The organism is Bacillus bingmayongensis, assembly GCF_000299035.1.
Lineage (GTDB): Bacteria > Bacillota > Bacilli > Bacillales > Bacillaceae_G > Bacillus_A > Bacillus_A bingmayongensis.
Window position 1 is genome coordinate 94493 of the sequence record NZ_JH921519.1, and the last position, 24352, is coordinate 118844.

Annotated in this window: 18 protein-coding genes, 1 other RNA gene and 1 pseudogene; 3 read left to right on the top strand and 17 right to left on the bottom strand. The window is 32.7% G+C overall.

The window, feature by feature from the left end; genetic code table 11:
* Positions 1 to 66: 66 nt before the first annotated feature.
* The 4 genes and pseudogenes from Y7E_RS0121615 to Y7E_RS0121630 form a co-directional block, all read right to left on the bottom strand.
* Positions 67 to 789 (bottom strand): AraC family transcriptional regulator, encoded by a 723-nt coding sequence (locus Y7E_RS0121615; RefSeq protein ID WP_017153329.1) that lies wholly within the window; start codon positions 787 to 789, stop codon positions 67 to 69.
* A gap of 85 nt (positions 790 to 874) precedes the next feature.
* Complete coding sequence (psiE, locus tag Y7E_RS0121620; protein WP_017153330.1) at positions 875 to 1279, bottom strand: phosphate-starvation-inducible protein PsiE; 405 nt, start codon at positions 1277 to 1279, stop codon at positions 875 to 877.
* 122 nt (positions 1280 to 1401) lie between these two features.
* Positions 1402 to 1730 (bottom strand): annotated as a pseudogene (locus Y7E_RS30200) (tRNA-binding protein).
* Between the two features lie 63 nt (positions 1731 to 1793).
* Positions 1794 to 2672: a DMT family transporter gene (locus tag Y7E_RS0121630; protein ID WP_017153331.1), complete on the bottom strand. Its 879-nt coding sequence runs from the start codon at positions 2670 to 2672 to the stop codon at positions 1794 to 1796.
* 849 nt (positions 2673 to 3521) lie between these two features.
* Between Y7E_RS0121630 and Y7E_RS0121635 the strand changes: the two genes are divergently transcribed.
* Complete coding sequence (locus Y7E_RS0121635; RefSeq protein WP_017153332.1) at positions 3522 to 3917, top strand: DUF3224 domain-containing protein; 396 nt, start codon at positions 3522 to 3524, stop codon at positions 3915 to 3917.
* Between the two features lie 452 nt (positions 3918 to 4369).
* On the opposite strand, the gene Y7E_RS0121640 is transcribed toward Y7E_RS0121635, so the two are convergent.
* Genes Y7E_RS0121640 through Y7E_RS0121650 form a run of 3 tightly spaced genes read right to left on the bottom strand, consistent with a single transcriptional unit; the run spans position 4370 to position 6374 of the window.
* Entirely contained in the window at positions 4370 to 5617 is a 1248-nt protein-coding gene (locus Y7E_RS0121640; protein WP_017153333.1) for a DUF4153 domain-containing protein, read from the bottom strand.
* Between the two features lie 47 nt (positions 5618 to 5664).
* Complete coding sequence (locus tag Y7E_RS0121645; protein WP_017153334.1) at positions 5665 to 5880, bottom strand: helix-turn-helix domain-containing protein; 216 nt, start codon at positions 5878 to 5880, stop codon at positions 5665 to 5667.
* A gap of 11 nt (positions 5881 to 5891) precedes the next feature.
* Entirely contained in the window at positions 5892 to 6374 is a 483-nt protein-coding gene (locus Y7E_RS0121650; protein ID WP_017153335.1) for a DUF2975 domain-containing protein, read from the bottom strand.
* A gap of 142 nt (positions 6375 to 6516) precedes the next feature.
* Here Y7E_RS0121650 and Y7E_RS35090 point away from each other — a divergent pair, with 142 nt between their 5' ends.
* Positions 6517 to 6732, top strand: a complete 216-nt coding sequence (locus tag Y7E_RS35090; RefSeq protein WP_017153336.1) for a hypothetical protein — start codon at positions 6517 to 6519, stop codon at positions 6730 to 6732.
* Between the two features lie 560 nt (positions 6733 to 7292).
* On the opposite strand, the gene Y7E_RS0121660 is transcribed toward Y7E_RS35090, so the two are convergent.
* The 4 genes from Y7E_RS0121660 to Y7E_RS0121675 are packed head-to-tail and all read right to left on the bottom strand — an operon-like array spanning position 7293 to position 13339.
* On the bottom strand, positions 7293 to 8210 hold the full coding sequence (locus Y7E_RS0121660; protein WP_017153337.1) for a TniQ family protein: 918 nt from the start codon (positions 8208 to 8210) through the stop codon (positions 7293 to 7295).
* Positions 8203 to 9330 (bottom strand): AAA family ATPase, encoded by a 1128-nt coding sequence (locus Y7E_RS0121665; RefSeq protein WP_017153338.1) that lies wholly within the window; start codon positions 9328 to 9330, stop codon positions 8203 to 8205. Before Y7E_RS0121665 ends, Y7E_RS0121660 begins: the two co-directional genes overlap by 8 nt.
* Positions 9331 to 9357: 27 nt before the next feature.
* Positions 9358 to 12015: a Mu transposase C-terminal domain-containing protein gene (locus Y7E_RS0121670; RefSeq protein WP_017153339.1), complete on the bottom strand. Its 2658-nt coding sequence runs from the start codon at positions 12013 to 12015 to the stop codon at positions 9358 to 9360.
* Positions 11999 to 13339, bottom strand: a complete 1341-nt coding sequence (locus Y7E_RS0121675) for a TniQ family protein (protein ID WP_017153340.1) — start codon at positions 13337 to 13339, stop codon at positions 11999 to 12001. Before Y7E_RS0121675 ends, Y7E_RS0121670 begins: the two co-directional genes overlap by 17 nt.
* 350 nt (positions 13340 to 13689) lie before the next feature.
* Between Y7E_RS0121675 and Y7E_RS0121680 the strand changes: the two genes are divergently transcribed.
* Positions 13690 to 13926 carry a hypothetical protein gene (locus Y7E_RS0121680; protein ID WP_017153341.1) on the top strand — a complete coding sequence of 79 codons (237 nt, stop codon included), beginning with the start codon at positions 13690 to 13692 and terminating at the stop codon, positions 13924 to 13926.
* 620 nt (positions 13927 to 14546) lie between these two features.
* Here the strand turns inward: Y7E_RS0121680 and Y7E_RS0121685 are convergent.
* The 6 genes from Y7E_RS0121685 to rnr form a co-directional block, all read right to left on the bottom strand.
* Entirely contained in the window at positions 14547 to 15524 is a 978-nt protein-coding gene (locus tag Y7E_RS0121685; RefSeq protein WP_017153342.1) for a hypothetical protein, read from the bottom strand.
* A gap of 148 nt (positions 15525 to 15672) precedes the next feature.
* Positions 15673 to 18300: a DEAD/DEAH box helicase family protein gene (locus Y7E_RS0121690; protein WP_017153343.1), complete on the bottom strand. Its 2628-nt coding sequence runs from the start codon at positions 18298 to 18300 to the stop codon at positions 15673 to 15675.
* Positions 18300 to 20186 (bottom strand): site-specific DNA-methyltransferase, encoded by a 1887-nt coding sequence (locus tag Y7E_RS0121695; protein ID WP_017153344.1) that lies wholly within the window; start codon positions 20184 to 20186, stop codon positions 18300 to 18302. Before Y7E_RS0121695 ends, Y7E_RS0121690 begins: the two co-directional genes overlap by 1 nt.
* A 640-nt stretch (positions 20187 to 20826) precedes the next feature.
* Positions 20827 to 21185: a transfer-messenger RNA gene (ssrA, locus tag Y7E_RS31050) on the bottom strand.
* Positions 21186 to 21312: 127 nt separating this feature from the next.
* Positions 21313 to 21780, bottom strand: coding sequence for an SsrA-binding protein (gene smpB / locus Y7E_RS0121700; protein WP_017153345.1), 468 nt, complete (start codon positions 21778 to 21780; stop codon positions 21313 to 21315).
* A 91-nt stretch (positions 21781 to 21871) separates the two neighbouring features.
* Positions 21872 to 24286, bottom strand: coding sequence for a ribonuclease R (gene rnr, locus Y7E_RS0121705; RefSeq protein ID WP_017153346.1), 2415 nt, complete (start codon positions 24284 to 24286; stop codon positions 21872 to 21874).
* Positions 24287 to 24352 lie beyond the last annotated feature (66 nt).

Genomic DNA, 24352 nt, shown 5'->3' on the forward strand with positions numbered 1-24352 from the left:
ATATTTACATTTTAAACACATACAATTATAGGTTTTTACTAGAAATCAGTAATTTTTAACCATATGTCATGTATTCGTGACATATGAAAAGTTACCTTTTCGATATTGACTTGGTGTGATTCCCTCATATTTTTGGAATAAACGTGTTAAGGAAGATTGGTGCTCTAATCCTACTTGAATTGCAATGTGTAAAATGGGTAAATTGGTATTTCGTAATAATTCTTTCGCTTTATTCAATCGCACTTCTTGTATATATGCTGACGGAGATTTTCCTGTTTCTTTTAGAAACCAATCTGAATAATAGGAACGATTATAATGCTCCAGTCGTGCAAGTTCCTGTACCGTTATATTTTCATGATAATGTTCGTGAATATATTTAATCGAATTAGGTTGTTGCTCTTGGAGTAAACAATGTGAGATATACGGATAGAGCTCTTTAAGCGCAGATCCTCCTTGTTCCATTTCATTCAGGATAAGATAACGAATTCCTTTCCACTGATTCGTGAATGGACAAGAAATCCCCCTATTTTGTAACTCACCCGCAGGAATCATGAAATAAGGAATATCCAGAACTAAAAATTCGTTACGCACAGAAGAATGAAAGGTATGATCACATTCAGGAGGAACAAAAAATAATGTTTGTTGGTCTATGAGAAGGTTTTGTACCCCAGTCTTTATAACAAGCTCTCCTTGAAGGGGTAAAATGAGCTGAGCATAACTATGGGAATGTGTATCTTTAGCAGCTTTATAAGTTCGGCGTTCCACTACAATCTCTTTACATATTTCCATTGCATTTTCTCCCTTTTAATATTTGGATTCATAATACCAAAAAAAGTAGTGCAAACCAATCTCTTGGTCTGCACTACTTCTTTATTTAATGTTTCTTCAAATCTCTCATATTAGATATATATAAAGCAATAACTAAAATAAGAATAGCTCCTGCATATAATAATGTTTCAAGTGGTTCCTCATGAGAAACGATAATTAATCGAATTAGCGCCGTAATTCCTATATAAATAAAATAACGTAACGGAAAGTGATAATTCGATTTGAAGTATTTAATAATTAATGCAATGAATTCAAAGTATAAAAAGTAAACAATAATACTTTCAACTAATTTATAAGACGTATATTTTTTTGTAGAAAATATGTATTGTATAAATGTAATCGTTTCATTAATTAAAAAGATAGATAGAACAATGGATAATATGATAAGAGCTATATTTAATATCCATTGTAAAACACTGGAAATAAATTCATCGACATTAAATGATCGCATTTTCTAGCACTCCTCTATAGGTGAATCATACTCATATATTATAGCAAAACTATTCACCACGAGACGTCATGTTGACCACATGTAAATTTGGCAACCATTTAAAGTTATGTGTATAGTTAACTTTATCCTAAGCGGTCTCCTTTTTTTACTTTTTGTTGCGGCTCTATAAGCACAACACCTTGTTCTGCATAAACCCCCATCACCAATACTTCTGAACTAAAATCAGCACCCCTCATTGGAGGGAAGTTCACAACACCTAATACTTGTTTACCAATAAGATCCGATAACTCATAACAATCGGTTATTTGCGCACTACTTTTTTAATCCCTATCTCATCACCAAAATCAACCCAAAGTTTATATGCAGGTTTTCTCGCTTTAGGGAATTCTTCCGCACGGATAATCTCTCCCACACGCATATCTAATTTTTGAAAATCCTCAAAAGTTGCCATATTTATTCCTCCTAAAAATTTATCATTTTACACACAATCATTTATTAACGAAGAAATTTTTAATTAATCCTGTTTTTCTCTAATAACTAATAGAACACCTGTCAGAATTAGGATAGAACCTATCCAAAACGTTGCACCTATCTTTTCTCCAAGAATAAGCCATCCAAGTAATGTTCCAACAACAGGTTGAAAGAAGAAAAATAATCCTCCACTTGAGGCATTAAGCATTTGTAATCCACGATTCCAAAGTAAAAACGCAACGGCTGTTGAGATAATACCTAAATATAAGAGTCCTCCCCAAATAGTTGGGCGAGTTAGTTGAGAGACATCAATTGCATGTAACCTTGGTAAAACAAAAGGAGTTAACACAATAAGAGCTACCAAGGTGGAATAAGTGGTTACCACAATTTGTGAATAATCACTCGGCAAACGTTTTACAAGAACAGACATAAGCGCCCATGTTAAAGCCGCAATAAGAAGAGAAATACCACCAAGCACACTTGACGTATTCAAGTCACCAATTCCGACAATGGTAACTACTCCAATTGTCGCTAAAAAAACAGATATCCCCTTTTTTAAAGTCAACCGTTCTTTAAGGATTAACCAAGCAAACAACACCATAAATGCTGGTGTTGAAGAAGTTATAACAGCTCCCATTTGTGCTGAAGATAGCATTGTACCCGTTTCTTGAGTAACAATTGAAATAGCATAACCAATAACTCCAATTGCTATGATTATTAAGAAATGACGTTTTTCGATTCGCCATTTTTGTTTTGTTACGAATCCGATAATAAGAAGTGCAACAATAGCTACTAAATAGCGCAACCATACAAGTTCCAATGGAGGAATGACCGATACTAATACTTTAACAACAACATACATACCGCCCCAAATACTGGAAGCTAGAATTAAATATAAAGAACCTAATAAGGTATTTTTCATTTTTTTACCCTCCGCTTTTTGTTTAGGTCTATAAAGCCCCTAACGGAGAGATGTAGTCACTTTCTCTCTATTAAGAGCGGAAAAGTGCTACTGGTACATCGTTTTCAAATAATGGAGCCAAATACATACTGATTCACCTCTATTTTTTATACTAAAATATTCTATAGTTTTTTATCCTACATGGGATATTAAGATTTATCAAGATAAAAAGACTCATTAAAAATTTCAAGTAATTTTTATTCAAACATTTTATAAAACAGAATGCTCGTTCAAAAAAGAAAAGAATCCAATTTGATTAAACCTTTTTTCAAAGCAACAGTTTCTTCTATATTTATTAAGTAAATTCCATACAAATAATTAGACATACTCTATTTTTTAAACCATAACTTTGCTAAAAACAAAAAGAACCATAAAGTTGCCGCTAAAGGAAGCATATCTTTGCCGTGGATTAATTATTAACCCATAAGCTTGCCGTGAATGCTGTTGGTTTGTAATAAAGTTTGATCAAAAGCATGCTACAAAAATTGATTTTTCAACAGAAGAAACCCAAACATTTTGAAAAAAGTTTGATCAAAATGTTTGGGTTATTTGTTGCTAGTGAATAATTTTTTATAAAAAGTTTAATCATTTTTCTACCTGTGTTTGCTCAACAATCGCGCCCGATTATTAAAGATCATTATTCAAATCTTATTGAAGAAAAGCACCCGTTACTTTAAGTGTAATATTTCACAAAGTTAGTAAAGAACAATAAATAAAAACACTCCTATGAGACACCACTATTTATGGTAATTTTTAGATGGTATACTAGAGGTAGATTACTCATCTAATAATGAAGGGAGGTTTACGCGTATGGAGGTAACATTTACAGTAAGCAAATGGGATGAAAATCCAGTCGATGACACTAGAAAAGGTTTCCCTATTAATATTGCCCATGTCGAATATGATATTGATGGTGAATTAAAAGGAAAAGCTTTTGTTGAATATTTATTATATTATTTAGATTCAAACGTAGATGATGGTCACTTGGCCACTTCTAAAATTTCTGGATTTCTGCATTTCGAAGGAACTTACAAGGGGAAACGGGGGACATTTACAGCCATAGAGCAAGGAATTTTTGATAAAGGAAATCTAGATTCTCCTGCAACAATCATCAAATCTACCGGTGACTTAAAAAGCCTAAAAGGGTCCTATAATTATAAGTTTACAGGTCAAACCAGTAAAATGATTCTACACTTTGAATTCTAACAAAATACCCTATAGTTTAGTAAAAAGGGCATCCCTTATAATACTAGGAATGCCCTTTTCGTCGAGCGTGCTTGTTCAACTATCCTGCCCCGTTTGTTGCATAAGAAAAAGAGGTGCCGCAGCACCTCCCACTTTTAAACTCTAGCCCCCTTTAGTGTAAGTACATCTTTTCACATTTAATCTAAATCAAACTCAAACTTAAAACCTGCAAGTTTAGCTTATCAAATACGTTTCATGAAGTCCTTTTTCGTTGGGCACATGAAACTGGCCATATTTTAAAGAATCCAGTTGCAACAATATATTATGTCTTCTAGTTTGAATACCCTCTTTTTAACTTTAGTAATGAAAATAAGCCAAACTATGCAACTCTGTATAAAAAGCTGCATAATATCGGCTCTAAGGATTTTATACGTTATAGAAGATTAGCTTTTCGTTACATTAACAGAGCCTTTCTAATTAAAAATTATAGGAAAAGTAAATGTAACGAAAGCTGCCCAAATTCCGTAGACCGGCAAATACTTAGTAACGGCATCTTGGATAGTTGAAGGTCCAGATTTGTTTTGTAGAAGACGTATATAGGAGAGCATAATCCAAATTAGATTTGCCCAGATAAGTATGTTTACACCTAAAACAGCAAGTCTATTAGGCGTAATCCCATAAGAAGAAAGTCTGAACACGATGGCTGACAAAGCCACACTGTCAATGATAAGCGCAAGAACAATTAAGGCAAAATTTATATAATCTGAAATGTTCTTTTTCTCGTCTGAGTCGCTCTCAGTAATGGAAAATATGGTAACGGCCAATACACCAAGGAGTATTCCGTTGAAGGCTATCAGGAAATTGCGGTCCAAGAATGGATTTTTTCCGACCCATATAACCGTTATAAGATAGACCAACAATGTGACCAGGACAAGAGGACTAAAAATTTTAGCTATATATGGTGTAATATTCTTAGCAAGTTTAAGATTCATTGATACCAGGTATGCAGCCACAATAGCGAGAGCGGCAGCACCAAATAAAACGACATTACTAAAATAGAAGTCTTTTATATCCAAGCCAACAAAGCTAAATAACTGCATGGTTAATGCTGCTAGTACCATTCCGCTAACTGCCATGCTGGCGTAGAGAATACAATATTCCAAATTAAATTTAATATAGGCTAATCTTGTACTGCCTTTTGAATATTCATTTCCTGTAAATGCAAGTCCTACCAATACCCATAAGAATATGGGAAGGTGTAAATAAGCAAGGATAATACTGTCTTTATAATTTAATGGCAGCATATTAAGATAAAACCCGGAAATTAGGAACAACGCTGCAAGGGAATAAATAACACTTTTTTTCGGAGTATTATTGTAAACAAAATAGCCAGCAATAAAGGGAATTATACCAAAAGCCAGGTTAATTGGAGCAATTGCTTCCTGTTCGACAAAATGGAAAATAATCCTGGTGCTTATCCCGGCCAGAATGGCTAAAATGCCCATGAATAAGAAACCTTTTTGAAGCAAGGAAGATTTTTCTGTATTTGCCGTCTCCTTGAAATGCAATCTTTCATACCAAACGCCAAGAACCTGAGAATCAGGATTTTGTTCCCATGCGTGTGAGAATGACTTTTTAAAAGTTTTCGGGTCTTTTCTATACATTCTCTCTAGCTCATGAGGGTTAGAAATATTTTCAATAATCAAATTGTTAATGTCCATAGTTATACCTCCCCTAATAATTGTTATATTAAGTCTCCTCAATATGTTTAACTGTCTTCGTCACTTTTGTATTCTAAAATATCTCCAGGCTGACATTCTAAAGCCTTACAAATTGCCTCTAAAGTGGATAGTCGAATCGCTTTTGCCTTTCCATTTTTCAATATAGAAAGGTTCGCCATTGTTATTCCAACCTTCTCCGAAAGTTCTGTTACGCTCATTTTCCTTTTTGCTAACATCACATCAATATTGATTATAATTGCCATTGTTATTCACCTCAGACCGTTAAATCATTTTCTGATTTGATATTAATTGCTTCTTGTAAAAGTTTTTGGAGAACAGCCGCAAAGACTGCGATAACCATCGAAGCAAAAGGAACAACCAATCCGACAAAGATAACTCCTGGTGCGTCGTCTACTTCCGCAAAGATATAGAAGAGCGGCCAAACTAGCACATGCAAAATACTGATTGTGATGGCACAGTATTTGATTATCTTTAAAGCTTTTACAGATAAATCGGAGAAAGCTTTATTTTTGTCAATATAGCGTAAGAGTTTGAAAGCCTGATACAAAGCAAAGTAAAAAGGTATCGCCGATGCATCAAAAGCGATGAAAACGAAATATTTTATAAAAGCAAACTCTGGAAGCAATTTTGCTGCAAGATTCGCCATCTCAGGCACCAAAAAGATGCACAGAGCAAGAACTGGGACTCCTAAAAGAATAACAGCTATTTTTAAAAATAACGTTGTTACTTTTTCCATAAAAAGCACCTCACTTATTTATTCTGATTTTGATTTTAATATATATTTTATCGTTTTACAATAAATTTTTATTAATTTGGATAAAATTTTTATTGCGGGTTTTTGTTTTAAGCAAAAATAAAAAGGGGGACATTCAGGCCGAATGAAATTAGATGATAAAAAGAAAAAAGTACAATTAAAATATAGAGAAAAAATTAAGCGACAAAGAGAAGATGATAAAAATTACACGAAACAAGCACTTATTATTGCAACCATCCTTGTGTTAATTTTTCTATCGATTATTTATTTTCACGATATTTTTTTCAAACCAGAACCAGACGATGGCTTTAGGATAGAAAAATGGCCAAAGCCAGAATAGAGAGCAACCTTACAGCTCTCCTTTTTTATTAAACTAAACTGCCAGTTAGCTTAAGTACGTTTCTTCACAATATTCTCTATATGCTTTAACAGAAATATCTAATTTTCTTATTAAGTGTTATTCCACAAAATGGCCCTTTAGTTGATTAACTTTATTGCTACTCAACAATTCCTTAATCCGCCTTTCAGTTCAGATTTTCTTTTCACTATAAAAACATCCTTTTAGATAAACAGATTCAAAGGGACAAAACATCGCGTCTTTTTTATAAACACTATGACTTTATTTAAAAGCGACATTAAAAATATTCTTCAAATCCTGGAAGCATAAGTTTGCCGCAAACAAAAAGAACCATAACCTTGCCAAAATGGCAAAGTTATGGTTCAAATCACACAAAATGTAACTTAAACTATATAATGGCCAATTATTAAATCATAAATTGGCCAATTATAAGCTTGTATTTAATAAATTTCATAACATATCTTAATTCTTATTAACCATATAATGTTCAAAAACCAATTATTTAACCATATAATGACCAAAATAAACAACAATTAGCCTTTTCAAGATTCTATACCATAATAAAATAAATCATTTAATTTTAATTTTGTCCGATAACTTAATAATAGAAGAGAGTTTAATGATAATCTATATTTTCCGCGTTCAATTTGCTGAAGCCTATTATTATCAATGTTTATTTGATAACAAAAACGCCTTCTATCTCCTTGAAAAAAATCCTGTATCCATTTATCTATAATGCCATATACTTGATTATTTTTAGGTATTTTTAGATTAGAAATTTTAATTACCATTTCTCCTAAGTTATCAGCAACCCATACATTCCATTCTTCTATATCCTTGTTAACAAATTTTAATTCTAAATTTTTATTGATACCAAGCCATTGATTACAAATTTGACAATATTCTATTGGTAGTTTTTCATGACGTGATGACTGAGAGGCTCTACATTCTACATTTGAACAAAACTGATGTAACTTTACATTATGCTGAGAACAAATATTTAATAAATTTATCCCCCATACTAATGGCTCATAACACTTTATTCCATTATTTTTCCATTCTTCTAAACAAATTGGACACCATTTTTTTTCACTTGTAAATAACTTTGAATAACTCATTACATTTTCCCATGGTAACATTGTCATGTTTTTTGGATTAGAAATTAATCCTAGTTCCTCCAGCGATTCTACAACGAGCCCCATCGTTTTACTCATACCATTCCTCAGTATCGGATAATACATAGGAGTTGGATGTATCAATTGATTAGGATGTAATTTAATTATATAAGAAACTAAAGCATGTAATGTTACATTATGAGCATTCGCTAACCTTCTTAAATAACTTACTAGCCCTTCTACCCTATCTGTTCCAATTCCTATAGGTTCCAAAGCATAAAACTCACTCCTTTTCGAAAATGAATAAGTAGCTTGTTTTTCTTCAAATATTTTAATATTATTCATCCTTCATTCCGCCTACTTTATCTCTTTTAGGATTTCTAATACCAACATTCTTTTTCTTCGAATTACCCTTTTGATTTACATTTTCATTATCAAGACCTAACTTTATCCTTACATCCAATATCTTATCTGAATTCTCTATGAAACACGCCTCTCCTTGTGAAAGTTCATCAACAAGTTTAGATACCTTATTTATAGAAAGAGCCGTATTTCTGAGATGTTGAATTTTTAATGACTTCTCATTATTTTCTAAAGCTAACCTCAACGCTCTTGTTAACCAATCCTTTAATATCCCTACACATCCTACTGTTCTTTCATATAAATAATCCCAATTTTCAAATAATGAAGATGATGTTTCTATAGGAAGATATTCAAAAAGACCTTTAATAACTCCTAAATAATTGATGAAATCTTGTTTGTTAGATATGTCATACCTAGGGAAATGTATGTCAAAGGTTCTTCTCGCTAGTTGCCCATTTAAATTTACAAAGTTCTTAAGTTCGTATGTACCAACTAGTAGTTGTGGAACTTTTGTTAGATTAGATAATGATTTAAGTGAATCTAGCTGATCCAAATACTTTCTTGCTGATGGCACTTTAGTAAAATGCTGAGCTTCATCCACAATAAACACTTGCGGTTTCCGATAATAAAAAGCATTTTCTAATGATCTTCTTAGCTCCGGAGAAGTTAAATAATGCCCCGGTCCCACTTTTATCTTTTCCCTCTTTTCTGGTTCGATATTATTTTTATATATAATTTTCTTTTCAATTAATGGCTCTTCCATAGCTCGCAGTACTCTTACATAAAAATCTTTCCAATTAAAAATACCACTATCAGGAGATATAAGTTCTATAGATACAAAAGGAAGAATAGACCTCTCCTTCTCTAATTCATCAAATAAGTTATTTATAATTTCTTTTTTTAATTCCTCTATAAGCGTTGATTTCCCAACACCTGATGGTCCCAAAACCATAATAATTTCATTACCAGAAGGTTTCTCTATCAATGATTTAAGTTCCGACATTACTTGATTCATTTTAGGATGGATTATCTTTACTCTTTTAAACTTATTTACTTTCTCTTCTAAAGTTTGTTTCCCTGTAGGTAACATATTTTCAACCAAATTCCCCACCCCTCTTCACTAATATTTTTAGTCTTCAATGACTTTGAAGTTTGGAATATTATTCACATCAATTTTTCTTGAATCAAAATTGGATTTTTGAGAAGCTATATTCTCTTCCAATCCAATTTCTTCAAAAGTAATACGAGATTTTCGGTTTTCTTTCTCTATTAAAGCTTGATTCATTACTTTCTCATGATTTTCAATTGTTGTTATAAAACTTGCTATGTGTTTCAAATTTACTCTTCCTTTAATATTTAATTTATATCTAATTTCTTCCGTAATGCATTGCAGCTGTTTATGTGTTTTCCCATCAAGAAGATAATGGTATTCTGATATGCATTTAATCCACCTCTTATTTACATATGCATATAAGATTCCAACGTTAAAAGGATCATACTTTAAATCAACCTTTGTTTTTTCCGTTTTTGGATTTTTAAACTCTTCATTCCAATACCAAACATTATTAAACACAACTCCTTTACCTGGCTGAACTAAACCTTTTCCTCTAGGCGTAGATGGCAGAGTTGATAAGATGAAAGTTTGATCATATGAAATAAAATTCATTTCTCTCTCTCCTCCTAATGCAATTCCTAGCTCAAACTGTTTTTCAGGTGTTGTTCCCAATCCAGCATGTATAGTATTTTCATAGTGCTCAATCCACTCATAAAACAAAGTATTTAACTTTTCTAACGTCCAGATTGCAGAATTTTTCGGATTTGTACTCTTGGTAACAACCCTTACCTCTTTTGTCAGCTGGGTATTTCCTTGCAAATTGTGTATGAAAGAAGAATTAGTTGTTCCAAATAAACGTTCTATAACACTTCCAAATCTAGCTTTAGCCGGTGGTCTTTTCTTTTTTATTATCCTATTTTGAGCACATAATACATCAAAATATAAGCTATGAAATTCTTTTCCACCATCGACTACAATGTTATGGGGTAATCGAAAATTTCTTCTTACACATTCTCGTAAAACCATCATAATTGAACGATGACTTGGTGGATCAAAAGTTATATAATGCGCTAAAATCCTCCTGCAATATGCGTCCATTAATAACGTAAGATATGGTCTACGAGTTATTCTTTCTTTTCCATCCATTAATACAAGCTCAATATCTAATTCTGTATGATCAATATGTGTAACTCCAAAAGGTCTATCACCATGTTTAGGAGTATGTATCTCTAAATACCAATGCTCCATTGGATACGCAGCTCTTTTACCTTTCCTACTTTTTACTGTTTCATAGTTTGAGTAGCTATTAACGTATTTCGTGAATGTTACATAACTAGGAATACTAAGATCTTTTCTCTTACATTTTTCTTCAAACAAACTATATATAGCTTTTACATTCAGCTGCTTAATGCTATGGTAGTGTTTCTCTATAACCTCTTTTATTAAATCTTGAACAACCTTATCAATTTTTGACATCCTATTTCCTCTATGTTTCTTTTGTGGTATCAAACCTAAAAAACCATTACCATATAATCTTTCAGCTTCTTCAAACGATTTTTCCCATCTTCTTATAGTTCTACCACTGTATTCAGTATTTTCAGCACCTTGATTATGAGCCTTCAACAACTCATATCGACCATACGCTTCTTCAATATCTTTTGGAGAAGCGCCTTCTAATAAAATTTGCTTATATTCCTGTTGTTCGTCTGCGCTATTACTCTGATCTAGAAATTGAATAGCGCCTCTCTCATTAAGGATTTTAAAATTTTTTTGAGAAACGTTAACTAAAACATCTTCTTCATCTACCAACGATATATTATTACTTCCGATATTTATAACGCAGTATATTTTTCCATCCCATATTAACCTAGTACCTTGTTTAAGACGAGTAGATGTTAACCTATATGCTTCTTCACTATTAGTATTTTCAGCAAAAGTCATTTCATATATCTTTGATAAATCTTTATTTAAAAACAAAGGAACCTCGTGATGTTCAATTAAAATATACTTGTATAAATCAACATAAATATGATTTTGAGCAATCATATTATAAATGTCATCTATAGTTAAAGTACTATAAGATTTCAAAATATCCTCAATTGTAATACCATATTTTGAAGATAGAATGTCTCGAATTAATTTTATTTTCTGTTCATCTATTTCTAGGCACTCTGATACATTTATGTAGTCCTCAAGTATTTGAATATTTCTAGAAAAACTCCAATTAATTTCTTTAGAGCTCTTTAAATAAAACTTCAAACCAAGTCTATTTGCAAATTTTTCTCCTGGTGGGCATCTCCAATTCCCTTCTAAATCTTTAACATATCTATTAGGAGATTGTTGACTTAATTTTAAAAGTTCTTCTTCTGTTTTCCACTCTTCCCATCCGGCCTCATTTTCTCTTATAACAAAAAAATCTGGAGTAGAATTAACCGAAACCTTACGATTATTCTTAGACAGATATTCCAAACAAACTGTATTAGGTTGGTCATAGTATTCTAAAACTGAAGAATCATATTCCATTTTATATATTGCATTTAACTCAACCTTATGGCTTTCAAATTGAATAGTCATCCCCATTTTTCTACTGGGATAAAAACCTGATACATTCCCTCTTCCGCTTTGTACCTTTCTACTAGGCGGGGAAGTTCTGATCTTATTAATTAAATCTTGTGCAGAGACAGACAATTCATTTTCCTTGCACCACTTAATAAATTCAACCTCTTGTAACATATATTCTCCCCTTCGGAATACTGAATTGTTTTTCTAATTCTAAACGCACTTGATAAAAATACTCTTTCATTGGACGATTTTTAAAAAGGAATGGTAAGTTTAATTCTTCCTCTAATAATTTTCTAGTAGGAAAAACGCCTTGTGAAAAATAGTTATAACAGACTTCTTGTATCTGCTCTTTTAAATTAGACAAATAAAGGGACTTTTCTTCAGTTTTTATTTGATAATTACGCTCTGAAATTCCCCTACACTCTTCTGGAAAATTAGTATAAAGAAATTTCGTACTACATTTTAAATCTTTAGCAATATCAATTATTGCCTTGACACCAGATTGCTCCTTTTCTATCCCACTCATATATGTAATAACTTCTTCGTTACTCAATTTGAATTTCTCCCTTTTTCCTACTGCTTTATTTATGCCACTAACTAATACCTTATTTATCTGTATCTTTGTATGTTCTGTATATAATACTTGAGCTGGAATATTTAAAGTGTAAGCAATGTCTAAAACCTTATTTAGCGGTGGAATAACTTCTTTATTTAGCCATCCCCATGCTGTTGTTTTAGGTACACCTATGTAATTAGCAAATTGTTTTATATTTCCATCAAAATCAAGGTGAAGAATAGAGGATAGATTTTCATACAACGTATAGATCCTAAATTTATTTTCTTTTCCTACAGCTTTTAAAATTTTTTCTACACTTTGAGAAATATAATAATCTTTGTGGTCTGTAAACTGGAGAGTATTGAGTGGTTTAAATAGTTGAGATTGACAGTAAGGACATATGCCAATTCTAATCTTTCTATGTAAAAACGGAATCAACTCATTGCAAGTCGGGCATTTTTCTTCTAAGTGGATTTTATGTTTTGTACATACATTGTAAGCTGTCAAACACCAAATTAACGGATAATATAAAGAATCCTTCTCCATTAATTCATTCAAACATTTAGGACACCAGGCTAAAGTCTTTCTTATTAAATTTCTAACAGAAAAAACCTCTTTAAACTTAGAGAGAGTTAACAAATTTAAATTTCCTGTTCCTGTAAGATACTCTAAAGTTGTTACCATGTCTTTTGCATTCTTTTCAATACCATTAATTGTCCTGGCACCATCATAAAAACGATTTCCTCCCCTATCTACACTATTTAACAAATATTTTTTCCCTAACACAGGAGCTATCTCATACGCTAATAAATCCCCTAAATACACAGTATGTGCGTCTGCTAGCCTAATAAGGTAACTCGATAGCGATTCTACAAATGGAGTATCTATTCCCTTTGGATATATCCCATATAATCGACTTCTTACCAAATTTTCAAACACTACCCCTTACCCTCCTTCACTTTATAATTAAGAATATTGACCAATTTCTGATAATTTAACCGTATAATGTAGATATATAATAATTTTCCATCGGAAATTCCGTAGTAATACTATAAATTCATATAAGTAATATTAGAATCTACCTATAGCCAAACATGCATAAAATTCTTTTTTGAGAAGGACTTTTAATCAAACCTTATTTTAATTTTGGAGTCTATTTGATAACAATCAAGCTATAATGCTATATCATTTGTGATATTCTTATAGAAAGGGCATCTTGACATATTTCTATTCATTGTACTAACAAATGTAAACAATAAAAAAATATTCTATTGGAAGGAGCAAATTAAATGTCTACCCACTCATTAAAACAAGCTAATATTAAAACAACTAGTAAGGCTCTAGGAATCTATCCTAAACATCCAAAAATGGATGAAGAGCTACACAAAACCATTGGAATTCAGCTATCTAGTGAACAGGCTATAGATTTGGCAACAAATTTACTCATTGGTGCAAAAAATTGGGATAAATTACGCTTAACTGCATTTAGAAAAGACAACTCAATAACAATTACTACTCAAAAATAGAGAAATATAAGGATTCCAAACGTCCCAAAAATATCTTTATTATTTCGCAACATAAAAATAGCACCTACTATAGGTGCTATTTTTAAAATGCTTTTATATCCTTATCATTATTGAAAAATTTTTAGGAGTAGCATCACATACTCATCATGCTAAATTGAGTATGTGATAGTTCAGTTAGACCTTTTGCTGCATTGCAAAAATTAATGTAAACTGCATAGTAATTTGTATACAAAATAAATTCTAAAACAGATTTTGAATTTATTACCAATCCAATTACTTTGTTCTTTATAGATGATTTGTTTCCTACGCTCTTTAAGTTACAAAATCTGTTTACACGGATGCCATTTTGAAGGTACTCATGCTAAATAAGAACCCTTTATATTAAGGTATTAGAATTTAATTAGAAAATGAAACTCTAATTTGTCTATTGTATATATTTTTCAATCTAATTACCTATATAAATTGATATTGTTTTTTCAAGCATCTCTATTTTTTACATTAGCGATAAAAAGTTAATAATATATCTTAATCTAATTTAAGTATGAACTAACTACAATCTCTTTACGTTTCCTCCCTCCCAACATCAGTCTAATTAAAGAGAATACTTATTTATTCAAAACTTAAAGCATATTTAAAACGGCATGTACAACGTTAACTTTCTCAATAGGAGTATAAGGAACAGGCAAAATTTTGACCTCGACGGCTTCTAAATTACCAACATTCCCAGTTACTTTTTCTAATTTAATAACATTTTCTTTAGGATCTTTCGCTTCCCAAATAGGGTAGTAAAGATTAATTATAGGTATATCCTTGTCTAAATAATTACGTAATATAGCTATACGATTATATTTTCTATTATCATCAGCTCTCCCAGTCGCAGAATAGTAATTATTTAGGGATTCATTATGTATAGAACGATGATATGGTCTTCCAGGTTCAATTGTATTTTTTTTAAACTCTATTATTGCTATTGGTCTCTCATTATTATCAAACAATAATAAATCAACGTCCCCTGGCCATGCAGCTTCATCTTCATCTGTATTAGACAAATAACATTCTAAGTTTGTTGATGCCACTTTGAGACCATATGTTTTCGAAACTTTAACTTTCCCTCCAGATAAACGTTGTATTTCACTTTTGATAGAACTCAAGTCCTGCTTTATCACATTTTCTATGTTTCCATTGGCACCAATATCTACGGTCACAAACTTCGCAGGGTATTTCGCCCAATCCCTCGAATCAATAAAAACTTGGTACCTAGCCTTAAAATTCAACGAATTCGCAAATTTACCATAGTTAACTAAAAATTCTTTTCCTTCACAGTCTTCTAAAGCAGTTTGTAATAACTGTATATCAGTACAAGGCCAAACGCTTTCGAATCTTTCAGCAAATTCAGCTCTATTAATGTTCCTCTTTACCCAAAACTCATTTGACAAAAAATTTGTCTGTCCCCAACTAATAAAAAAATCAAAATTCAAAGTAAAAAATGCCTTACCAAGATAATTATTAGAGAACCATTCAATTGGTTCTGTAGTATTTGCATGTGTTTTTGCACTCCTTCCGCTAGAACAATATGCAAGTTTAGGAATGTAAATCAAGATAACTCCCTCCTTTTTTTAATCATTACACAAAAAGTAATATTTTACAAAGGGTATATGAGATAACTTTAAAATCACTGGTATACAAAGAAGTAACCATCAAATAGTTTGAGGGTTACTTCTTTAAAAATGTAAGTTTATCTATCTGCTACTCCTTTTCCTCAAATACAAGAAATTCAAAACGCTCTTCCAATAAATCATCACAAAATACCTTCTTAGAAAAGTCCTTTTTAAATTCTTGTTTTAATTCGGGGGTATTGGAATAAAACTTTATACCATGTAGCTTTACATGTTCATTTTCACCTAACACTGTAATCTCCTGGCTACTAGAAATAGACATCAAGAAATCTTCTTTCCATTGATCCTGTATGCGTAAATTATCACCTTTAGGCTCTAAAAAAATCTGATACGTAAAATCGGCGTCTTTTAAATACAATAAAAAGTCTGGCATGAATCCTCGTGTTCCATTAAATTCAACTAACTTTACTTTTCTTTCATTTCTAATGAGATATACTTCTGAATACTTTTCTTTTAACTGATCCATATAATCAATTATAAAGTCAATCATACTACTTTCTAGCCCATTTACAATTGCTTGATCATATATATACCAATCGTGATCGCGCATGTTTCTTGGTTTAATCACCTGATTAACTTGGACTTTAGTATTAACTTTATTCATTTCTATAGCATAATCATCAATAAGTTTAGAAATTGCTACTCCTTCAAAAATTTTAGTTCCACGCTCTTTCTTATAGTTTGAACGAATTTTTCTCTCACATTCAGATAAAATCTTCTCTACTATAATCAACTTTTCTTTAGGTAAAAGATCTTTAACTGAAATACCTATAGGTAATGAAACATTAATTATTAAACTCCCTAAAAAATCTGGTCCTTCAATAAAATCACGTATACTTTTTATACTAGGAACAAATTCTTTCAGATTACTGAAATGATAAAATTTATTACGCTGTATTGCCTTTTGCAATAGTCTTTTATCTAACTCTAGCTGTTCTTCATGTTTCTTAACCCCAGATTTTGTCTCTTGGTCGGAGCCAAATTTTTTCTCCACAGCAGCATCATATTCTATTAAATGAACGCGATTTATTCCATAGTCATTCATTGATTTATAATCATTAGCTGTAGTGGGTACAACCTGATTGATATATACCTTTCCATCCTTGAAAAAATCTTTTTTCCGTATCCTTGGTTTGATTTTAGCCTCTAATCTTTCATATTGATCTTCTTTGAATTGAATTTCTGCTACTTCCAAGGATTTTTCAAGATTTTTAATATACGTACTTTCATTTATAGTGTGGTAATGTAAAGTCTCAATAACCCTCAAGTCGTTATCACTTAAATCGAATCTACGTTTATAAGAAAACTCTCCATCGTACTCAAAAGGATAATAACGAGCTCCACGACCAATTAATTGCGCTTCACTATCTGTAGTTGCTTTGGTTCCTGAAGCTCCTTCACTAATACGTACAATGTCAAATAGGTTTAAAACATCCCAACCTTCATTCAATTTTGCCACAGCAAAGATTGTACGAATAGGATTATTTAAATCTTCTAACGTATTAAGAAGTATAGCATTTTTATCTGAAATTAAAGACTGGTCATTTGCATTTATTGTAGTTTCTCTCGTGAAATCCCATTGTAAATCTTGAATAACCCGCTCCAAGTCCTGCATCTCATAATACTGATACATTTTACGCCATATACTATTTTCATTTTGGTAAATTGCAAGACCGTTCTTTATAACCTGCTTCATATAATCTACAGTTAAGTTATCTACCAGTGCTAAAAAGATATTATTGGCCTCTAATGAAACTGCAATTTTATTTGACTTAAATAAAATAATAGGTTTTAATTCAATTCCATTATTTCGAGCAATATACTTCCTATATTGGCTTAATAAAATTGCATTAAGCATCTTATTTGAGTCATCTTCATTGGAACGCAAAAGTACTACATTCTTTGAGTAACCATCGGTCATAAACCGTTTTAAATCATACTGATAAACAATCTTGTCACAGTACTTATTAAAAAGGCCATCATTTTCTAGGTTAATTGTTGCCGTAAATTCAACTAATCTGTTCAATGGGTTAAGTTCTAATAATTTATTCACAGTACTTTCCCACGTTCGCTCCGCGATTTCTTTTGTCGAAAGCTTCCGTTTATTACTTTTAGTTAACGTATTAATATGATGAGCTTCATCAGCTAAGAAGACCATTCTTATTTCTTCTAAAGCATCAAACGTTATTTTATTTTCTCCAGGATTAGTTAAATCCATATGAAGCTTCTGGATAGTTGTAAGTTTAAGGTAAATTGTATTCTCTGCTGGTATAACAGGAAATGTATCTACGATTTGGATAGTAACTGATTCTCCATCAATTACTATCCCAGCTTTATCAAATAAATACTTTGATGAAGCTGTATTAGTTAAATTATCATATGTCTTCTTTATAATCGCATCACTATTCACAAAGAAAATAAAATTTTGATATCCTTTTTCTTTAAATAAATACAGAATTGTCGATGCCAAGACCAGGGTTTTCCCTGATCCTGTTGCCATATGGAATAGTAAGTAATTAAAAGATATGTCTGCAGTATCAGAACGTTGTGTGTATATAAATTGCTGTAATGCTTGCTCTTGATATGGACGCATTTTATGCCTTAAATTATCACTAATATAATTAGGAATTTCAGGCGGAATCTCAAAAATATCATTAAAACGTTTTTCTATTCGCGAATGTAATATTTCATTAATCATTATACTTCGTCTCCACTATTACTATTATAGAAGGACTTATTAAACTTTTTGTCTACATCCAATATTTCGAATTCAGCGTCATCCATTTCCGAAAAATTAAGATATAACTGGTTGGCATCAAGAGATTGAATTATAATATCCTTCTTATGTTCTAAATCCAAATTCTGAAAATCAGTATTCTCATTGGTTAAACGATCAATTAAAACCTTGTAATCATAAAAAGCATAAGCATTAATTTTTTGCAAAACTTCTTGGAAATCTAACTCTGTTTTAACCTTTTGGACAAGCTTTATATATAGATGATTTAACTCTTGTAATTCCGCATAAATGAAACTGCCACCCCCCTGCCAATTCACTTCTTTTGAAATACCACCCTGTTCTCCTTCGAGAACCTTGCTTAAGCGAACTAAAGGCACATTCTTAATATAATCCATTTGTTCCACACCTATAAATTGTCTTCTCATTTTCATTGCCACAGCCTGTGTTGTACCAGATCCCATAAAGAAATCCAAAACAATATCATTTTCATCTGATCCAAGATGAATAATCTTTTTTAATAAACGTTCAGGTTTTGGTGTAGAAAATACTTCTTCTGTATTAAAAGCCTTAGTTTCTTCCCTTGCTTCATGATTATGACCGACTTCATCAAACCGCCAAATAGTCTTTGATGGGGTTCCCTGATTTTTTAGTTCACATAAAAATGTTTTTCTCGATGGTATAGCCGTCCCATCTATCCCAAACCAAATTTCATCATTTTCGTCCATTCTCTTTAAAGTTTCTTTCGAATACCTCGAAAACGTTCCTGCAGGCGGGGTGAATACTACACCATTCTTAAACTTATATGAAAAATTTGCACTATCTGTTGATCCACTTTTTGCATGAAGCGGTGTTGCCTTCCATACACCTTTTGGATGATTATCAGGATTTTTATAGGCACTATTCATTTCAGCTGTCCTTGGTAATGGATTTGGACGCCAAGTATCTTTATTTTTAGCAAAAACCAAAATATGGTCATGGTTATCTGACAACCACTTAGCATCATTTGAAATCGTATATTTTTTTTCCCAAACTACATTATTAATAAAGTTTTCTCTCCCAAAAATTTCATCGCAAAGAACTTTTAAATAATGTGATTCATCATCATCTATTGTTATCCAAATAGAACCATCCGGAGCAAGTAAATCTTTAGCTACCTCTAATCGGTTTTTCATAAATGTTAACCATGTAGAATGATTAAATTTATCATTATACTTAAAACTATCTCCGCCTGTGTTATAAGGTGGATCAATAAAAATTAATTTAACCTTCCCTACAAATCGCTCCTTTAAGGTGTGTAAAGCTATTAAGTTATTTCCCTTTATAATTAAATTATCTTTTTGGTTAAATGTTATTACGTCTTCTAGTCCATTTTCAGTATACCGTTTCACATTAGTAAAAACCTTAGGAGATAATAAGACATCTATTTCTTCTCTTGCCAAAACCTTATGATAGTAGTTCTCTCTTTTTCCCTTATCTTCTTTCTTCATTCCGCCTTCAAGAACACAGTCCTTATGAGGGAAATCTAAAACAACATCACTATTATACTTTAGATATTTTTCATTACTAGTTAAGCCAATTTCATTACTAAATTTGGTATAACTGTCTTCCCAATAATTTTTAAATCTTAACATACTGATAAACTCATTGACTTTAAAGATAGTTCCACCAGTTATCTTTACAGAATATGTTTGCCTAATTAAATCTTTTGAAAGTAAGCTCTCTATAAGATCTTGATTGTAAGCCCTTAAATCTTCAATTACTTTTGAGCTTACTAATACTCCTTCCTTCCAATATTGTGGAAATTCATTCAAAACATCCTTTACTTGTGTCATTAATGAAGTATTCATTTACCATGTCTCCTTAATTACTCTTTTCTTCTATTCCTATGTTCCATTAATTTTAGAAATATACTATTCAAATTAATAAGCAAGGACCTGATTTTCGAAATTAAATAATAAAAAACGAAATTCCCTTTAGCTCCTTATTTAAAAATAAATTTTTAAATTATATAAAATCCCGTATAGTAAAAAACATCAGGATACTTTTCCTTTTAAAATACACATATTAAATTTATTATATCACTACTAACCTCACAAGATATCCATAAAAACCTTATCTATACTACCCTTTTAGATTTTAATTCCCTGATGATAAATAACGTTCTATCGATATGATGAATTGATAAAGAATTTACCATTCTCCTACTATTTACTCTTATATAACTTCCTGGAATAATATTAATTTCCTCCTGATATAACAACTGAGATACTTAAATTAAATGCAAAGCCCGCTAAAACAAATCCAATCTTAATCATGCTCAACTTCACACAACATCATAAACTTCCAAACATCTCCACAAAATATATCCACTAGGGCTTTTTTAATTAAAGGATATATTGACCAAACACAAATAAACCATAAAGCGACCAACTTGGCCACTTTATGGTTTAATATACACAAAAAATAAAAAAACCACCAAATATGTATTGGTGGAGACGGTGGGAGTCGAACCCACGTCCAAAGATATTGGCACTTAAGCTTCTACGAGCATAGTCGATATATTGGCATTTCGCAAACTCTTCAGCCTATCGACAGGCTTCCAAGTTGCTAGTCTGATTGTTCTCTTCCTTCGTCCTCAGACGGCGAACTCCGGCGTAGTCCACTTAGTTTGAGTCCCTTACCCTACCACATGGACGATGGAGGGAGGAACCGCTAAGCTGTATTAAGCAGCTAAAGCGAAGTTGTTTTGTTGTTTGCCAGTTATTGGCTTTGACGTTTTAACGAGGCCGATCCCCTCGACTCGCAACTTAAGCTCAAACTACCCCTGTCGAATCCGTAACGTCCCCATATAAGAAATGGAGCATACGAAGTATATTCGTGATAGCTACTAATGAGCTGTTTTTCAATGTTCAACTGGCCTTACAAAAATTATTATATCATACGTTCGTCATTTTACAAATGTAAATTTCTGTATTACATCTTTTGACGATCACGGAACGCGCGTGCAATTTCACGTTTTGCTTCCTTCTCTTTTAAATCATGACGCTTATCATATTGTTTCTTACCTCTTGCTAAACCAAGTGCCATTTTCGCAAATCCATTTTTCAAATAAATTTTCACAGGTACAAGTGTATACCCTGTCTCTTTTGAATAACCGATTAGCTTTTGGATTTCCTTCTTATGAAGAAGTAATTTTCTTGTACGAAGTGGATCATGATTGAAACGATTCCCTTGCTCGTACGGACTAATATGCATATTATGTACCCAAACTTCACCATTATGTACACGTGCGAAAGCATCTTTTAAGTTTACGCGTCCAGCGCGAATAGACTTAATTTCCGTTCCTTGAAGGACAAGCCCTGCTTCGTATGTTTCGTCGATGAAATAATCATGAAATGCTTTTTTATTTTGTGCAATAACCTTACCGCTACCTTTTGGCATTGTATGTCCCTCCTCTATTTTTACTATTGTAACAAATGTTACTGAAAAGCGGAAGTGGCTCGCTCAGTATATAAGCAAAGCCACCCCTTTCTTACTTACGCTTCTTCTTTTTCTTCTTAAATCCTGGAACATTTTCAAAGAATGGCTTTTTCTTTTTACCATTTCCATCTTTTTGTCCTGGACGACCAGATGATCCTTTTCCTTGCCCACCACGTTCGTGTTTGCGTCCACTACCGCGTTCATTGCCACGTGCGCTACCACGCTCGTTATTAAGTTCACCGCGACCACTGCGTCTCTTTCTACCGCCTTTTGGCTGTTCAATAACAACTGGACGATCTTTGAATTTACGTCTTGGAGTACCTTTCATACCGACGATTTCAAAATCAATCGCGCGTTCATCTTTGTTTACATTAATAACGCGAATTGTAATTTCATCACCGATGCGGAAGACATTACCTGTACGTTCACCAATCATCGCAAAGTGCTGTTCATCATAACGGTAGTAATCATCCGTTAAATAACTAACGTGAACAAGGCCTTCAATTGTATTTGGAAGCTCTACGAATAAACCAAAATTTGTTACAGAGCTAATCATACCATCATACTCTTCACCAATCTTATCAAGCATATACTCTGCTTTTTTCAGCTCATCTGTTTCGCGTTCTGCTTCAACAGCGCGGCGTTCCATGTTAGAAGAATGCTCTGCGATCTCCGGTAACTTTTCACGCCATTTTGCTTGTGTTTCGTTATCGATTTTACCGTTAATGATATATTCACGAATTAATCGGTGAACAATCGTATCTGGATAACGACGAATTGGTGATGTGAAATGCGTATAGAATTCTGTTGATAGGCCGAAGTGACCTAGGCTATCTGCATCGTAACGAGCTTGTTTCATTGAACGAAGCATAACTGTTGAAATCACGACCTCTTCAGGTTGGCCTTGTACCATTTCAAGAATTTGTTGCAAGGCGCGAGGATGTACTTCATTCGCACGTCCTTTTACCGCATAACCGAAGTTTGTAACAAATTCGAAGAAACGCTCTAATTTGTCTTCTTTCGGATCTTCATGGACACGGTACATAAACGGTACGTTCATCCAGTGGAAATGTTCTGCTACTGTTTCGTTGGCAACAAGCATGAACTCTTCAATTAGCTTTTCTGAGACAGAACGATCACGCATGACAACATCTGTTGGTTTGCCTTCTTCATCTACTAACACTTTCGCTTCTTTAAAATCAAAGTCAATTGCCCCGCGTCTCATACGTTTTTCACGTAAGATTTGCGCTAGTTGAGCCATCTCCTTGAACATTGGTACAAGTGGCTCGTAACGTTCAATTAACTCCTCGTCTTCATCTTCTAAAATGCTTCTTACATCAGCGTACGTCATACGCTCTGTTGTTTTAATAACACTTTGGAAAATTTCATGGCTAACAACATCACCAAGAGGGTTAATTTCCATTTCACAAGATAGCGTTAAACGATCCACTTTCGGATTTAATGAACAAATTCCGTTAGATAGACGATGTGGAATCATCGGAATTACACGGTCAACAAGATACACACTCGTTGCTCTCTCCGCAGCCTCCACATCAATTGGAGATCCTTCATGGACATAATGACTGACATCCGCGATATGAACGCCAAGTTTATAGTTACCGTTCTCAAGTTTTGTTACTGTAACCGCATCATCTAAATCTTTCGCATCTGCACCGTCAATTGTAACGATCATTTGATCACGAAGGTCACGACGATTTTTTAAATCTTCTTCTGAAATCGTTTCTGGTACACTGTTGGCATGTTCCATTACATCTTCTGGGAACGCTAACGGTAAATGGTGTTTATGAATAACAGATAAGATATCTACACCTGGGTCATTTTTATGACCAAGAATTTGAATAACTTCCCCTTCCGCACTTAAACGATCCTGCGGATAGCTTGTAATTTTCACAACAACTTTATGCCCTTCTACCGCACCCATAGATGCACTTTTCGGAATAAAAATGTCACTTGTCCAGCGCTTATTATCTGGAAGTACAAAACCGAAATTTTTTGACTCTGTATATGTACCAACTAACTCCTTCGTACCACGTTCTACAATACGAATGATTGTACCTTCTTGGCGTGACCCACTAGATTGTGAACTAATACGCGCTAATACTGTATCGCCATGAAGTGCACCATTTAATTCTGTAGGTGGAATAAAAATATCGTCGTCCCCTGTTTTCTTCTCTTCTGGGACCACAAAAGCAAAACCACGTGCATGCCCAATTAATTTACCGCGCACTAAATTCATCTTTTCTGGAAGGCCATAGCGATTGCTACGTGTGCGAACAACAAGTCCTTTCTCTTCCATCATAACTAGTGCCTTTACAAAATCTTTAAAGCCAGCGGAATCCACAATACCAAAGGCCTCTTCTAATTCTTGTATCGTTAGCGGCTTATACGCTTCTTCTTTCATAAACAATAATAATTTATCAATATGTTCTTGAATGATTTCTTCCAAACAAAAATACCTCCTTTAAACCCTCATATTATCTAGTGTATCCGAAAGATGAGCGATGTATAAAGT